The organism is Streptomyces sp. NPDC005963, from assembly GCF_040638655.1.
Taxonomy (GTDB): Bacteria; Actinomycetota; Actinomycetes; order Streptomycetales; family Streptomycetaceae; genus Streptomyces.
Map to the genome: position 1 here is coordinate 18,548 of NZ_JBEXVD010000015.1, position 13,697 is coordinate 32,244.

13 protein-coding genes are annotated in these 13,697 nt (G+C 69.5%); 8 read left to right on the forward strand and 5 right to left on the reverse strand.

Annotation, left to right across the window (positions count from 1 at the left end):
* Positions 1-39 precede the first annotated feature (39 nt).
* The gene (locus ABZ348_RS20410) at positions 40-930 is read left to right on the forward strand and encodes a TIGR01777 family oxidoreductase (RefSeq protein ID WP_358934955.1); all 891 of its coding nucleotides are present in this window, start codon (positions 40-42) and stop codon (positions 928-930) included.
* 26 nt (positions 931-956) lie between these two features.
* Here ABZ348_RS20410 and ABZ348_RS20415 read toward each other — a convergent pair whose 3' ends face one another.
* Positions 957-2,615 (reverse strand): ATP-binding protein, encoded by a 1,659-nt coding sequence (locus tag ABZ348_RS20415; protein ID WP_358934956.1) that lies wholly within the window; start codon positions 2,613-2,615, stop codon positions 957-959.
* Positions 2,616-2,677: 62 nt separating this feature from the next.
* On the opposite strand from ABZ348_RS20415, the gene ABZ348_RS20420 reads away from it, so the two are divergent.
* Together ABZ348_RS20420 and ABZ348_RS20425 are read left to right on the forward strand one after the other, a co-directional pair.
* Complete coding sequence (locus ABZ348_RS20420) at positions 2,678-2,821, forward strand: hypothetical protein (protein WP_358934958.1); 144 nt, start codon at positions 2,678-2,680, stop codon at positions 2,819-2,821.
* Between the two features lie 197 nt (positions 2,822-3,018).
* Positions 3,019-4,338: an NAD(P)/FAD-dependent oxidoreductase gene (locus ABZ348_RS20425; RefSeq protein ID WP_358934960.1), complete on the forward strand. Its 1,320-nt coding sequence runs from the start codon at positions 3,019-3,021 to the stop codon at positions 4,336-4,338.
* Positions 4,339-4,440: 102 nt separating this feature from the next.
* Here ABZ348_RS20425 and ABZ348_RS20430 read toward each other — a convergent pair whose 3' ends face one another.
* Complete coding sequence (locus ABZ348_RS20430) at positions 4,441-5,895, reverse strand: regulator (RefSeq protein ID WP_358934962.1); 1,455 nt, start codon at positions 5,893-5,895, stop codon at positions 4,441-4,443.
* A 313-nt stretch (positions 5,896-6,208) separates the two neighbouring features.
* On the opposite strand from ABZ348_RS20430, the gene lipB reads away from it, so the two are divergent.
* The 4 genes from lipB to ABZ348_RS20450 all read left to right on the forward strand — a co-directional run bounded on the left by lipB (position 6,209) and on the right by ABZ348_RS20450 (position 9,510).
* Positions 6,209-7,003, forward strand: coding sequence for a lipoyl(octanoyl) transferase LipB (gene lipB, locus ABZ348_RS20435; RefSeq protein WP_358934964.1), 795 nt, complete (start codon positions 6,209-6,211; stop codon positions 7,001-7,003).
* Positions 7,004-7,139: 136 nt separating this feature from the next.
* On the forward strand, positions 7,140-8,093 hold the full coding sequence (gene lipA, locus ABZ348_RS20440; RefSeq protein ID WP_358934966.1) for a lipoyl synthase: 954 nt from the start codon (positions 7,140-7,142) through the stop codon (positions 8,091-8,093).
* 477 nt (positions 8,094-8,570) lie between these two features.
* Complete coding sequence (locus ABZ348_RS20445) at positions 8,571-8,789, forward strand: hypothetical protein (RefSeq protein WP_358934968.1); 219 nt, start codon at positions 8,571-8,573, stop codon at positions 8,787-8,789.
* A 10-nt stretch (positions 8,790-8,799) separates the two neighbouring features.
* A complete protein-coding gene (locus tag ABZ348_RS20450) occupies positions 8,800-9,510 on the forward strand; it encodes a DUF4191 domain-containing protein (RefSeq protein WP_358934969.1) in 711 nt (236 codons plus the stop codon).
* 192 nt (positions 9,511-9,702) lie between these two features.
* Here the strand turns inward: ABZ348_RS20450 and ABZ348_RS20455 are convergent, their stop codons facing one another.
* A complete protein-coding gene (locus tag ABZ348_RS20455; RefSeq protein ID WP_358934971.1) occupies positions 9,703-10,170 on the reverse strand; it encodes an RDD family protein in 468 nt (155 codons plus the stop codon).
* A 324-nt stretch (positions 10,171-10,494) separates the two neighbouring features.
* On the opposite strand from ABZ348_RS20455, the gene glnA reads away from it, so the two are divergent.
* The gene (glnA, locus tag ABZ348_RS20460; RefSeq protein ID WP_358934973.1) at positions 10,495-11,904 is read left to right on the forward strand and encodes a type I glutamate--ammonia ligase; all 1,410 of its coding nucleotides are present in this window, start codon (positions 10,495-10,497) and stop codon (positions 11,902-11,904) included.
* 188 nt (positions 11,905-12,092) lie between these two features.
* On the opposite strand, the gene ABZ348_RS20465 is transcribed toward glnA, so the two are convergent.
* Positions 12,093-12,662, reverse strand: a complete 570-nt coding sequence (locus ABZ348_RS20465; protein ID WP_358934975.1) for a peptide deformylase — start codon at positions 12,660-12,662, stop codon at positions 12,093-12,095.
* A complete protein-coding gene (locus ABZ348_RS20470; protein ID WP_358934977.1) occupies positions 12,659-13,663 on the reverse strand; it encodes a helix-turn-helix transcriptional regulator in 1,005 nt (334 codons plus the stop codon). Before ABZ348_RS20470 ends, ABZ348_RS20465 begins: the two co-directional genes overlap by 4 nt.
* Between the last annotated feature and the right edge of the window lie 34 nt (positions 13,664-13,697).

Below are 13,697 nucleotides of genomic sequence, written 5' to 3' on the forward strand. Positions count from 1 at the left end.
CAACTGTGTCATGGGGGTTTCGGAGGGCAGGATGGGCTCATGCGGATCGCGGTCACCGGCTCATCCGGACTCATCGGCGGCGCCCTGGTGCGCTCACTGCGCGCGGACGGGCACGAGGTGGTGCGCGTGGTGCGCCGCCCCTCCCGCTCCGGGGACGAGGTGGAGTGGCAACCCAAACGCCAGTACGTGGACGTGGCCGGCCTCGTGGGGTGCGAGGCCGTGGTGAACCTGGCGGGCGCGGGCATCGGCGACCACCGATGGACCGACGCCTACCGCAAGGAGATCAGGGACAGCCGGGTGCTGGGCACGGCGGCACTGGCCGAGGCGGTCGCCTCCCTGGACAGACCGCCGCGGGTCCTGCTCAACGGCAGTGCGGTCGGCTACTACGGCGACACGGGCGACCGGGCGGTGGACGAGAAGGCCCCGCCCGGTGGGGGATTCCTGCCCGAGGTGTGCGTGGAGTGGGAGGAGGCCACGGCCCCGGCCGAGGAGGCAGGGGTGCGGACGGCGTTCGCCCGCACGGGCCTGGTGGTCGCCCGGGAGGGCGGCGCCTGGGGACGGATGTTCCCGCTGTTCAAAGCCGGGCTCGGCGGCCGGCTCGGCGACGGACGCCAGTACTGGAGCTTCATCTCCCTGCACGACGAAGTGGCGGCGCTGCGCCACATCCTGGACACGGAGTCGCTGTCGGGGCCGGTGAACTGCACGGCCCCGGACCCGCTGACCAATCGGGAGATCACTGCGGCCATGGGGCGCGTACTGCACCGACCGACCCTGTTCGCGGTGCCCGCGGTGGCGCTGAAGGCCGCCCTCGGGGACATGGCGGGCGATGTGCTCGGCAGTCAGCGTGCCGTGCCGGCGAAGTTGTTGGACTCGGGGTTCTCCTTCGCCTTCCCGGGGATCGACGCGGCCATCGGGGCGGCGCTGCGCTAGGGAGTGTCCGAAGGGTGTGCACGGGGTCACTGGCCCGGTGCGAAGGGCGGCGGGGTGTTCGCGAACCCGTCGCGGCCCTCCAGCGCATGCCCGGGCAGCATGACGAGTGCGGTCGTCCCACCGGTTTCGGATGGGCGCAGCCGAACGCTCGTACCGTGGCGCACGGAGAGCCGGCCGACCACCAGGAGGCCGAGGCGGCGGGAGACCGAGACGTCCACCGTCGGGGGCGCGGCCAGCCGTTCGTTGATCTGGGCGAGGTCCGCGAGGGCGATCCCGACCCCCTTGTCCTGGATCTGGACCAGGAGCCGTCCGTCGGGCAGATCGTGACCGGTGACCCGGACCCGGTGTTGCGGGGACGAGAACGAGGTGGCGTTCTCCAGCAGTTCGCCGAAGAGGTGCACGAGGTCGTTGACGGCCCGGCCCGTCACCTCTGCCGTGGGCACCGATTCCAATTCGATGCGCTCGTACTCCTCGACCGCGGACGCCGCGTCCCTGAGCACGTCCACCAGGGGCACCGGGCCGACCATCTCGCGGCCCGCCTCCGCGCCTGCGAGGACGAGGAGGTTCTCGCCGTTGCGACGGATCCGGGTGGCCAGGTGGTCCAGTGTGAACAGCGACGACAACTGGTCCGGGTCGGCTTCCCTCGACTCCAGCGTGGAGATCAGGGAGAGCTGGCGTTTGATCAGCAGCTGATTGCGGCGGGAGAGGTTGACGAACAGGTCGTTCATGAGTTCCCGCGCGTCGGGCGGGTCGGGCTCCAGCACGGGGGGCTCCGCGGGGGCCGGCCGCCCTCGCCCCTGTGCCCTCCGCTCCTCCTGCGGGTCGCCCCCCGGCTTGGGCCTGAACCGACGCCACCAGCCGTGCGCCGGTCCGGGTGCCGAGGGGGTTCGATCGGTCCGTTCCGCCTGTACCGCTGCCCAGCGCCGCTCCAACTCCGCCTCCAGTTCGAGTTCGGCCTTCCGTAACGCGAACTCCGTTCGAACCCGCGCGTCTTCGATGAGCTGCTGTGACTTGAGTGCGTGCGCCAACTCCTCCAGATGGAGCTGGACGAGTGCGCCGAGCCGGTCGCGCTCGGCGGCTGCTTCTTTGAGCTCCCTGCGCACGGCCCCGATCTCGGCGGCCCGGTCGGTGCGCTCCCTCAGCGCCCGCAGGCTCGTCTCCGCCGCACCCCTGAGCTTCTTCTCGACCTGGAGCTCGGTGCGCAGTTCCCACACGGTCCGCTCGGCTTCCGCGGCCCTGCCCTCGGCCTCCTTGAGCGCGTCCTGGAGTACGTACACCTGGTGTCGCTGCGGTTCCCGCACCGCGCAGGCCGCGTAGTACTGCTCCCGTACGGAACAGACGACCTCCGGCCGCAGCGCCCGGCCGGTCTTGCTCTCCACTGCGGCGTCCAGGCGGGCCAGGAAGGTGATTTCGGGGAGCCGTTCGCCGTTCAGGTAGCGCGACAGGGTCGCCGGTGTCACGCCCAGGTGCTGTTCCAGCTCGACCAGTGTCATGTTCAGGATCGTGTAGAACTCGCGCAGTCTGATCGCCCAGGCGGCGATCTCCGGCTTGAGCTCCGGGTCCAGCTTCTTGAGCGGCCGTCCTCGGCGTGCTTCTTGCATCCCCCGCAACAACTCCCCTTCCAGCGCTGCCAGTCGACCAATCTTCCCGGACGACGGGAAGATCTTTTGTTGCTTCTGGCGCAAGATTGACGGCCCCGCGAACGTCGATGTGCGAGAGGACGGGACGAATCACGACGGAAGGGGAAGTGGATCAGGTGGAGATGGTGAAGGTGATGGCCGAACTGGGTGCTGCGGTGCTCCAGTTCGGGGCAGCTGCCCTGGGGTTGGGGCTGGTGTGGCGGGCGGTACGCGATCGGCGGAACGGGGAGGGTACGTCGGACGACTCCTGAACCGGGGCGGCGCCGGGCCGGGGGCGGTTGAGACGGGTCCCGCGCCGGGCGCGTGCGCCCCCTGCGCTCCGGTGCCCCGCCACACGCGCGCACCGCTGGCCGGGGGCCCTGCCTACCCTCGTACTGAACTCGGGTATTCCAGGGGCTTGGTGGGGGCGAGATCCTCCCGCCGGCCGTGCGACCTCGGGGAGGGGCACGTGCTCATCAGCACCGCTCACCACAAGGACCATGCGGACGTCATCATCGTCGGAGCCGGGGTCGCTGGACTCTCGGCCGCCCATCGGCTGATCAGCGCAGGACTCAGTGTCAGTGTTCTCGAAGCCGCGCCGCGGCCGGGGGGACGCATGGCCACGGAAGAGGTCGACGGCTACCGCCTCGACCGCGTCGGACCGTTCGTCAGCACTTCGCACCCGGGGCTGCCGGACGACATCAGCACGGTGGACGTGGAGCTACGGCCCTTCGCCCCCGGGGTGTTGGTCCATGCTGCGGGGCGGCTCCACCGCATGGGCGAGACCGTCCGCAGACCAGGTCAACCGGGGAGCGCACGGGGCGCTCTGACGGTGGCGAGAGCCCTCGCGAGCGCCCCCAGGCCCTTGGACGAAGCGCGGCTCGCCGCCTGGCTGACCAGACTCGCCGGCACCTCGACCGCACGGCTGGCCGCCCGGCCGGAGCGGACCGCCCTCGCCTCGCTGTCGAGCCGCGGGCTTCCGACCCGTACCCTCGATGGATTCCTCCGGCCCTTGCTGTCGGCCCTGCTCTGCGATCCGGAGCTGACCACATCGAGCCGAAGTGCCGATCTGGTGCTGCGGGACTTCGCCCGCGGCCGGCTCGCCGTCCCCGCCGGCGGCGCGGTGACCCTGCCGGAGCACCTTGCGGCGACGCTGCCCCCGGGCACGGTCCTGACGGGCGTACGGGTCAAGGAGGCGTCCATCAACCGGGTCAGCACGGAGGAGTACGGCGAACTCACCTGTCGTGCCCTCGTGGTGGCCACCGGTGCACGGGAGGCGGCCGAACTGCTGCCGGGGCTGCGGGTCCCCCCGTTCCACCCCGTGACGGTGGTGCACCACACGGCACCCTCGCCGCCACCGACGGGTGCGTCCCTGGTCCTCGACGCAGAACGGCTCGGGCCGATCGCCCATACGGCGGTGATGAGCCAGGTCGACCCCTCTCGTGCCCCCGAGGGACGCACGCTGATCACCTCGACCGTACTGGGGCCGCCCCCGCCGCAGCTGGAAGCGCGCGCACGGGCGCAGCTGAGCCGCCTCTACGGCGTCCCCACCGACGGCTGGGAGACGCTCGCCGTGCACCACACCCGGGATGCGGTGCCCGCGATGGCCCCTCCACACGACCTCCATCGGCCGGTACGGGTGCTGGCGGGGTTGTACGTCTGCGGCGACCACCGCACCACCAGCACGGTCCGGGGGGCGATGCACTCGGCGCGGCGGGTGACGGACGCGATCGTCCAGGACTTCGCCGTACGCCGTCCGGGAACGCCACCCCTGCCGGCCGCCGCCTGACAGCGCGACGGCCCCTCCCGTACTCCCGGGTTCGGGCGTACGGGAGGGGCCGCCGGCCGTGGTTCACGTCCGGTGTCGCCCCGTCGGCAACGGACGGGCCCTTCATCCGTAGGCGGCCACCCGGTCGCGGTAGTTCCGTACCGCCGCGGCGTCCCGGTAGGGCTCCAACCGCCGCTCGAAGTCCCGCACGTACTCCGTCGCCCGCGCGGACCTCATCTCCGACGCCTGCTGGGCCGCCTCCGCACCCAGCGCACAGGCCTGGTCCAGTTCGCCGAGCCCCAGCCGGGCGGACGCCAGCACGACCCGGCAGAACAGCCGGCTGCGGGCCAGGCCCGGCGGACGCAGTTGCAGGGAGCGCTCCGCGTGCTGCACGGCCTGCCGGTACTGCTGGAGGTCGCGGTGACAGTGCCCGAACTCATCGGCCAACTGCGCCTCGTCGAAGAACCGCGCCCAGTGCGGCACCTCGTCCCCCGACCGCGCCGCTTCCAACGCCCTCTCGGCCCGGACGAGCGAGGCGGCACAGGCCCGCCCGTCGCCGAGCACGCCGTGACCGCGCGCCTCCACGGCATGCAGTAGCGCCTGGACTGCGGGCGGCGCCGCATGGCCCACTCCCTGCTGGGCTACTCGCGTGAGCTGGACGGCCTCGCGCCCGTGGCCGAGGTAGATCGCCTGCCGACTCATGGCCACCAGCACATAGGCGCCGTACGCCCGGTCCCCTGCTGCCTGGGCGAGGCGCAGGGCCTGGACGAAGTACCGCTGGGCGAGGCCGTGGGCGGCGATGTCGTACGACGTCCAGCCGGCGAGCCGAGTGAGATCGGCCACTGCGCCGAAGAGCCTGCGGCCGGTCGCCTCGCCGTAGCTGCCGCGGAGCATCGGCTCGGCCTCGTGCTCCAGGTAGCGCACCAGGGCCTGTCGGGCGTGCCCGCCGCCGTAGGCGTGGTCGAGGGTGCGGAACAGCTCCCCCACCGAGCGCAGTGCCGCGATGTCGCCGCTGGAGACCCGCTGTCCCGGGCCGCGGTCGGTGCGGTCGAAGGGGCGCTGTCGGGGGAGGGTGCCGGGGCCCGCCTGATGCGGCACCCGCGAGCCGATGGGCCCGCTGTCGGGTCGCCCGACCCGTTCGTCCGGCCGCCCGATGAGCCAGTCCCGGCTCGGCACCACGAGCCCGGCCGGAGTGAAAGCGATCTTGCGCAGTTCGCCGTGGCTGCCCGAGTCCTTGCGCCACAGCCCGCTGACGATGTCCACGGCCTCTTCGGGGGTGGCCGCGAACTCAAGTCCCGCGTAGACGGGTGCGCAGGCGTCGAGCCCGAGGTCCTGGGCGGACAGTCGCCTGCCGAGCCGCCGGGTGAAGACCTCGGCGATGAGAGCGGGGGTGGTGCCGCGCGGCTGCTGGCCGCGGAGCCATCGGGTGACGGACGTCTTGTCGTAGCGGAGGTCGAGGCCGTGCTCAAGACCTAACTGATCCACTCGGCGGGCGAGTCCCGCATTGGAGAATCCGGCTTCTGCGATGAGTGCGGCAAGCTGGCGATTGGGGATGCGCTGCGAGGGTCGTTCCGTCATCAGCTGTGCGGTCTCCTGCCTTCCGGGCCGGTCCAGCCCTCATGGAACGGCGTGAATGTAGCGGCCCTTACCGTGAGTACCGCCGCCTTCGCCCCAAATTCATTCGATCGTGTGAGGATTCAAGGTGACGCTGACGGTCGTACCGCCCCCGTCGGGCCCCGATGGGCCGCCGTACAGTGGCTGAGGCGTAGGAAGTGCTGGAGATGCAGGTGACGCAAACCACGCAGGCAGTGCCGGCGATGCGGTCCGTGTGGTCCATACAGTCCATGCAGTCCATGCGCTTCAACGGAGAGTCCAAGGGAAAGGCAGTGCCGTGAGTGAGCTGCGGTTCGTCCGGCTGGGCTTCGGCGCCGAGGCGGTGGAGTACCAGGAGGCGTGGCAGAAGCAGCGCGAGGTGCACGCCCAACGCTTCGACGACCAGATCCCCGACACATGTCTGCTGCTGGAGCACCCCCCGGTCTACACCGCGGGGCGCCGCACGCTCGACAGCGAACGCCCCTTGGACGGCACTCCGGTGATCGACGTCGATCGCGGCGGAAAGATCACCTGGCACGGACCGGGCCAGTTGGTGGGCTACCCGATCATGAAGCTGCCCAGGCCGGTGGATGTCGTGGCCCATGTGCGCCGGCTTGAGGACGCGCTGATCCGCACCTGTGCGGAGTTCGGCGTCCCGACCAGTCGGGTGGAGGGCCGGAGCGGCGTGTGGGTGCTCGGCGATCCCGTCGAGGACCGTCCGGCGATCGGCGGCCTGTCGCTCGACTTCGACCCGCGCCTGCACGACGACGAGTTCGACCCGCGGCTGAACGGCCCCGAGTACGCCCCGTCCAACGCGGGTCAGCGCCGCGAGGACCGCAAGCTGGCCGCCATCGGCATCCGCATCGCCAAGGGCGTCTCCATGCACGGCTTCGCACTCAATGTGAATCCGGACAACACCTGGTTCGACCGGATCGTGCCGTGTGGCATCCGGGACGCGGGGGTCGCGTCGCTCGCGACGGAACTCGGCCGGGACATCACCGTCGCCGAAGTGGTTCCGGTGGTGGAGCGGCATCTGAGGGCGGTTTTGGAGGCGGCCGAGCCGCTCCCACGGACGGTCGGGAGCGAAGCGTGAGCTCCGAGGATTCCTGACGGAAGGGGAATGGACCCCGCCGCCCCAGGGTTGGCTGGAAGTAGGCCACACGAATGACGGGCGTACCCTGGTGTGCGCCGCAGAATCACATGCCGCGATAGCAGAAAGGGGCGCCGACGTGTCCGCTGTCGCACCCGACGGACGCAAGATGCTGCGCCTGGAGGTCCGGAACAGCCAGACCCCCATCGAGCGCAAGCCCGAGTGGATCAAGACCCGGGCGAAGATGGGTCCCGAGTACACGAAGATGCAGCAGCTCGTCAAAAGCGAGGGTCTGCACACGGTGTGCCAGGAGGCCGGCTGTCCCAATATCTATGAGTGCTGGGAGGACCGTGAGGCGACTTTCCTCATCGGTGGCGACCAGTGCACCCGACGTTGCGACTTCTGTCAGATCGACACGGGCAAGCCGCAGGCGCTCGACCGCGACGAGCCGCGACGCGTGGGTGAGTCCGTCGTCACGATGGACTTGAACTACGCGACGATCACCGGTGTCGCCCGCGACGACCTGGAGGACGGCGGAGCTTGGCTGTACGCCGAGACCGTGCGCCAGATCCATGCGATGACGGCGGAGCGCGAGAGCGGCCAGACCAAGGTCGAGCTGCTGATTCCCGACTTCAACGCGGTCCCCGAGCAATTGGCCGAGGTCTTCTCCTCCCGCCCCGAGGTGCTCGCCCACAACGTCGAGACCGTGCCGCGGATCTTCAAGCGCATCCGTCCCGGTTTCCGTTACGAGCGCTCGCTCGACGTCATCACACGTGCCCGTGAGGCGGGCTTGGTGACCAAGTCCAACCTGATCCTGGGCATGGGCGAGGAGCGTGCCGAGGTCAGCGAGGCGCTGCGCCAGCTGCACGCGGCCGGCTGCGAGCTGATAACGATCACGCAGTACCTGCGGCCTTCGGTGCGCCACCACCCGGTGGAGCGCTGGGTGAAGCCGCACGAGTTCGTGGAGCTGAAGGACGAGGCCGAGGAGATCGGCTTCTCGGGCGTGATGTCGGGTCCGCTGGTGCGCTCGTCGTACCGGGCGGGCAGGCTCTTCGCCCAGGCCATGGAGCGGCGGAGTCGAGCGGCGGTGTAGGTGGGGGGTCGGCCGAGGAACGAGGCCGGCCCGCCGCCGAAACCAAGGCGAGACGCAGCGCGACCAACCAACCGCACGGCGGAGTCGAGCGGCGGTGTAGGTGGGGGGTCGGCCGAGGAACGAGGCCGGCCCGCCGCCGAAACCAAGGCGAGACGCAGCGCGACCAACCAACCGCACGGCGGAGTCGAGCGGCGGTGTAGGTGGGGGGTCGGCAGATGGCGCCCCAGCTCCTGTGAATTCAGGCACAAGCAGCTACCGGCAAGTACTGCCAGGTCGACAGCGGTCCGCGCGTTCCCCGCAGGTGGGGGCGGTACGGGGGCCGCTTCGGCGTTTTCCGGGGCTTTAGGGCAGACACGTAGAGGTTTCATCAGTGTTTGACCGGTCGGTCACCCACTGGTAACACCAATCGGTAACCCTGGTTTTCCAGCACCACACCCCCCGCACCTTCCTGCCCGTTCATTCCGAGGGGACCGCATCATGCAGGCCGCGCCGGTACGTCCCGTACGCGCTACAGCCCTTCCGTCCGTCACCGACGCGCTGCGCACCGTGGAGTCGCTGCTCCTGGGTCGCGGGCATCGCACGGCGCGTCGAAATGCCTGGACATCGGTCCTGGAGGACCGTCGTCGGGCCAAGGACCGTGTCGAGACCCAACACGTACTGGAGGCCGTGGCTGGTCGCGCTTCCCAGGCCACGTAAACTTCCCGTTATGGCGAGGAAGGCAAAATCCGACAGCACTGACGCTGCTGCGAACCCGGGGCGACTGAAGCAGATCGCTCTGACCTACAAGATGACCAGGAAGGCCGACTCCAAGGTCGGTCTCGTCCTCGCGGCTGTGGGAATCGTCACCTTCGGTGTCTTCCTCGCGATCGGATTCTGGATCGACTACCCGATCTATCTCGGGATCCTCGGCTTCCTGATCGCTTTCATCGCGATGGCGATCGTTTTCGGGCGCCGGGCCGAGCGGGCGGCGTTCGGTCAGATGGAGGGCCAGCCGGGCGCGGCTGCCGCGGTGCTCCAGAACATCGGCCGGGGCTGGACAACCACACCGGCCGTGGCGATGAACCGCAGCCAGGACGTGGTGCACAGGGCCGTCGGCAGGTCGGGCATCGTGCTGGTGGCCGAGGGCAACCCGAACCGGCTGAAGTCCCTGCTGGCCGCTGAGAAGAAGAAGATGGCACGCATCGTGGTGGACGTGCCGGTGCACGACATCGTGGTGGGTACGGGCGAGGGCCAGGTGCCCTTGAAGAAGGTCCGTACGACCATGCTGAAGCTGCCTCGCGTCCTCACCGGCCCGCAGGTCACGGTGACCAATGACCGGCTGCGCGCCATGGGCGACCTGATGAGCAACATGCCGCTGCCGAAGGGTCCGATGCCCAAGGGGATGCGGATGCCCCGGGGCGGCCCGAAGATGCGCTAGCGCGGCGCCTCGTACACACCACGAAGGGGCGGCCGGACACGAGAGTCCGTACCGCCCCTTCCGCATGTCCGACGAGTGACTGACTGCGCGCCCCGGGCGGGCTGCTGAGCAACATGCCGCTGCCCGATGCGGAGACCGCAGGTGTTTCGCGTTGTGTTCCCGGAAACTGCCAGCGCCCTCGGGACGCCGGAGCTACATCCGCACCTGGACGGCGCGGGCGAGGCGGTCGTGGAGCCCCCGGCCGTCGCGGTCCCAGATGAGGGCCGGGAGGGCGAGGCCGAGCAGCACACTGCGTACGACCACACGGGGGATGCTCAGCCGCCCTCCGTCCACGGAGATGACGCGGAGCTTGAAGAGTCGTTTGCCGGGGGTGGAGCCGACCGTGCCGACGGTGAGCACGCTCAGCACGAGGAAGATGCCGAGCGCCCAGTTGCCGGCGGCCTGCTGGTCGCCGGCGGCGAAGAGGCCGTAGGCGATGAGCAGGCAGAGCCCCCAGTCGACGAAGAGTGCGCCGAAGCGCCTCCCGAGCGGGGCGATGGCGCCGGGCCCCGACTCCGGCAGGCCGAGCCGCTGACCGCGGTGCCCGAAGTCGGCCCCCATCTGTTCGGCCGCCGCGCGGGGCCCGGAGAGCCACGATCCGATTACTTGCCTGTTGTCCACCCGTCCACGGTACTGTGCTCGGCTCGGCGAGCTCACGGCTGGTGCCCTTGCTGCGGGCGGCCGGGGCGGCCCCGCAGTGGTGAGCAGCCGGCAGGTGCTTGCCTCCGTACGGCCCTGTGGCGCAGCCCACAGCGAGCCGACATGCCCATGGCGCACCGACGGATCGAGACCCTCCGCTCCCCACCCGGTTAACTTGTGCGAAACAAACGGGTCACGCTGGAGAAATCCCGTCTACCTATGGTCGGGTCTTGCGTGTGCCACCGCACTGGCCTCACGACCGAGTTGCAACCCCCGCCCTCCCGGGCCGGGAGTAGGAGGAGTTGGATGTTCCAGAACGCCGACGACGCGAAGAAGTACATCGCCGACGAGGACGTCAAGTTCATCGATGTCCGGTTCTGTGACCTGCCAGGAGTGATGCAGCACTTCACGATCCCGGCGGCGGTGTTCGACCCGACCGAGGAACTGGCCTTCGACGGCTCCTCGATCCGCGGCTTCCAGGCGATCCACGAGTCCGACATGGCGCTGCGCGCCGATCTGTCGACTGCGCGGCTGGACCCCTTCCGTCGCGACAAGACGGTCAACATCAACTTCTTCATCCACGACCCGATCACGGGCGAGCAGTACAGCCGTGACCCCCGCAACATCGCCAAGAAGGCCGAGGCGTACCTGGCCTCCACCGGGATCGCGGACACGGCGTACTTCGGCCCGGAGGCGGAGTTCTACGTCTTCGACTCGGTGCGCTTCAACACCTCTGCCAACGAGGGCTTCTACCACATCGACTCCGAGGCCGGCGCCTGGAACACGGGTGCGGTCGAGGACAACCGCGGCTACAAGGTCCGCTACAAGGGCGGCTACTTCCCCGCCCCGCCGGTGGACCACTTCGCCGACCTGCGTGCCGAGATCTCGCTGGAGCTGGACCGTCAGGGCCTCCAGGTCGAGCGTCAGCACCACGAGGTGGGCACGGCCGGTCAGGCCGAGATCAACTACAAGTTCAACACGCTGCTGGCCGCGGCCGACGACCTGATGCTCTTCAAGTACATCGTGAAGAACGTCGCCTGGCGCAACGGCAAGACCGCGACCTTCATGCCGAAGCCGATCTTCGGTGACAACGGTTCGGGCATGCACGTCCACCAGTCGCTCTGGCAGGGTGGCGTCCCGCTGTTCTACGACGAGCAGGGTTACGCGGGTCTGTCGGACACCGCCCGCTACTACATCGGCGGCATCCTCAAGCACGCCCCGTCGCTGCTGGCGTTCACCAACCCGACGGTGAACTCGTACCACCGTCTGGTGCCCGGCTTCGAGGCCCCGGTGAACCTGGTGTACTCGCAGCGCAACCGCTCGGCCGCGATGCGGATCCCGATCACGGGGTCGAACCCGAAGGCCAAGCGCGTCGAGTTCCGCGCCCCGGACCCGTCGTCCAACCCGTACCTGGCGTTCTCCGCGCTGCTGCTGGCGGGCCTCGACGGCGTCAAGAACAAGATCGAGCCGGCGGAGCCGATCGACAAGGACCTCTACGAGCTCGCTCCGGAGGAGCACGCGAGCGTGCCCCAGGTCCCGACCTCGCTGCCGGCGGTCCTGGAAGCGCTGGAGGCGGACAACGAGTACCTCCAGGCGGGTGGCGTGTTCACGTCCGACCTGATCGAGACGTGGATCGACTACAAGCGCACCAACGAGATCGCCCCGATCCAGCTGCGCCCGCACCCGCACGAGTTCGAGCTGTACTTCGACCTCTAAGGGGCTGGGCCGGGCGCGGGAGATCCGCCCCCTTGTGCACCGAGTAAGCACCGCCCGGCCGATTCCCTGATGTCACGCCAGCACACCACGAGGGCCGCTACCCCGTACGAGGGCAGCGGCCCTCGTTGCCGCCATGAAACGACGATTCGCCACCGCGGGTTCCAGCAGACGGGTTCCGCCCTCGTAGGTCATGACCGGTCGTACGCCCAAGCCTGACCACTCTGTCGGTACTGCTCCACGGGAATCGGCGATGCTCCGGAACGCATGCGGGCGGTGTACAGGAGGCCGTCGAGGTGGTCGATCTCGTGGTGGATGAGTCGGGCGAGGCCGTGTTCGTACACGGTGGCCACGGTCTCGCCGGCGAGGGTCGTGGTCGCCACCGTGATCTCCAGGGGGCGGGGGACAAGGCCCCGGACGTCGAAGAAGCTCAGGCAGCCCTCGTACTGCTCGTCGCTCGCGTCCACGCGCGCTGTGATCCGTGGGTTGAGCAGGATGATTGCTGGCGCGTCCCCCGGCGGCTGGACGACGGCGGCGGCGCGGCCGATGCCGATCTGCGGGGCCGCGATGCCCATGCCCTTGGCGAAGGGGTGCACCTGGCTGATGCGATTGAGGGCGGCGAACAGTTCATCCACGATGCGCTCGGCCTCGTTGCGCTCGCTGGGCAGGTTGAAGGGGCGGGCAGGTGTGGTGAGGATGGCGGCGCCCTCCTGGACGACGCCGAGGTCGCGCATCTGCTGGCTGGGCCGAACGTCCGTCAACTGAACTCCCCTTGGTCCGTCTCGTATTCGGGTTGCGCCCGGAACCGCCACTCCAAACGGTACCGAGCGTGCAGTGCGGGTGTGGTCGTGATCCACGTGAAAGCCCGCTGTTCACCGTCGTCACGGCGGACGGGTGGGGTGCGGAGCGGGGAGGCTTCGGCGGTCATGGAGGTCTCGGTGCCCCAGACCACCGGGTCGAGAGCGGCGGGGAAGACAAGCTGGACTTCGAGCTGTTCAGTGGGCAGGCGAACGGCACGCTGGAACCAGTTGCCCCATTTGTCGTCGCCGACGGTGTAGGCGTACTCGATCCAGACGGATTCGCCGGGGTAGAGCGGGAAGCGGCCGTGTTCGTTGTCGAACAGCAGCCAGATCTCCTTGAAGGCGTCGCGGTCGTGCTTGGCCTGCCAGCGCATTGACTCGCCCCGGCAGGTGGCGGTGAGATCGAGTTCGTCCCACGTCAGCGGGTGGGCTCGGTAGTGGGCGTTGGACTGTTCCGGGTCGCCGGGGTAGCGGTCGACCGAGATGCGGATCAGATACCGGGTGACCGGTTCCGTTCCGGTGTTCCGGAGCCGTCGTCGCATCGTGAGCCGGTAAGCGCGACCGTCGTAGCGGAGATGGGCGGCGTCGTGTTCGACGACGAGGGCGGAGCCTGCGGCGTAAGGCTGCTCGGGCCTGCGCGGGGCCGGCGGGGCTGCGGGTGGGCGCCGTGCTCGGGACTCTCTGGCCTTCGCCTGCTCGTAGTCGAGCCAGCGCCGCCAGATGGCCTTCCCGGAGTTCATAACCTCGTCGGCGAGCCGGGCGAACTCCGCGCTGGGCTTGTGGCGACCGGACTCCATGTGGCTGACGTACGACGGGTCGAAGCCCATGGCCTGTGCTAACGCTCGCTTGGACAGACCCCGTACCTCACGCCAGCGGGCCACCTCGGCCGCGAAGTCCTCGGCTGCCTGCTCGGCGGTGATCTCCTCGCCCTGGGTGTCCATCGAACCATCGCCCCGTGTCATCTTCAGTGAGCATGAATGAACCGTGAGTGATCCC

Bases quoted from the DNA above. Each gene is read 5' to 3' on its own strand.
- glnA (WP_358934973.1), top strand. From the start codon at position 10,495: ATGTTCCAGAACGCCGACGACGCGAAGAAGTACATCGCCGACGAGGAC.
- ABZ348_RS20410 (WP_358934955.1), top strand. From the start codon at position 40: ATGCGGATCGCGGTCACCGGCTCATCCGGACTCATCGGCGGCGCCCTG.
- ABZ348_RS20470 (WP_358934977.1), bottom strand. From the start codon at position 13,663: ATGACACGGGGCGATGGTTCGATGGACACCCAGGGCGAGGAGATCACC.
- ABZ348_RS20450 (WP_358934969.1), top strand. From the start codon at position 8,800: ATGGCGAGGAAGGCAAAATCCGACAGCACTGACGCTGCTGCGAACCCG.
- ABZ348_RS20430 (WP_358934962.1), bottom strand. From the start codon at position 5,895: ATGACGGAACGACCCTCGCAGCGCATCCCCAATCGCCAGCTTGCCGCA.
- ABZ348_RS20445 (WP_358934968.1), top strand. From the start codon at position 8,571: ATGCAGGCCGCGCCGGTACGTCCCGTACGCGCTACAGCCCTTCCGTCC.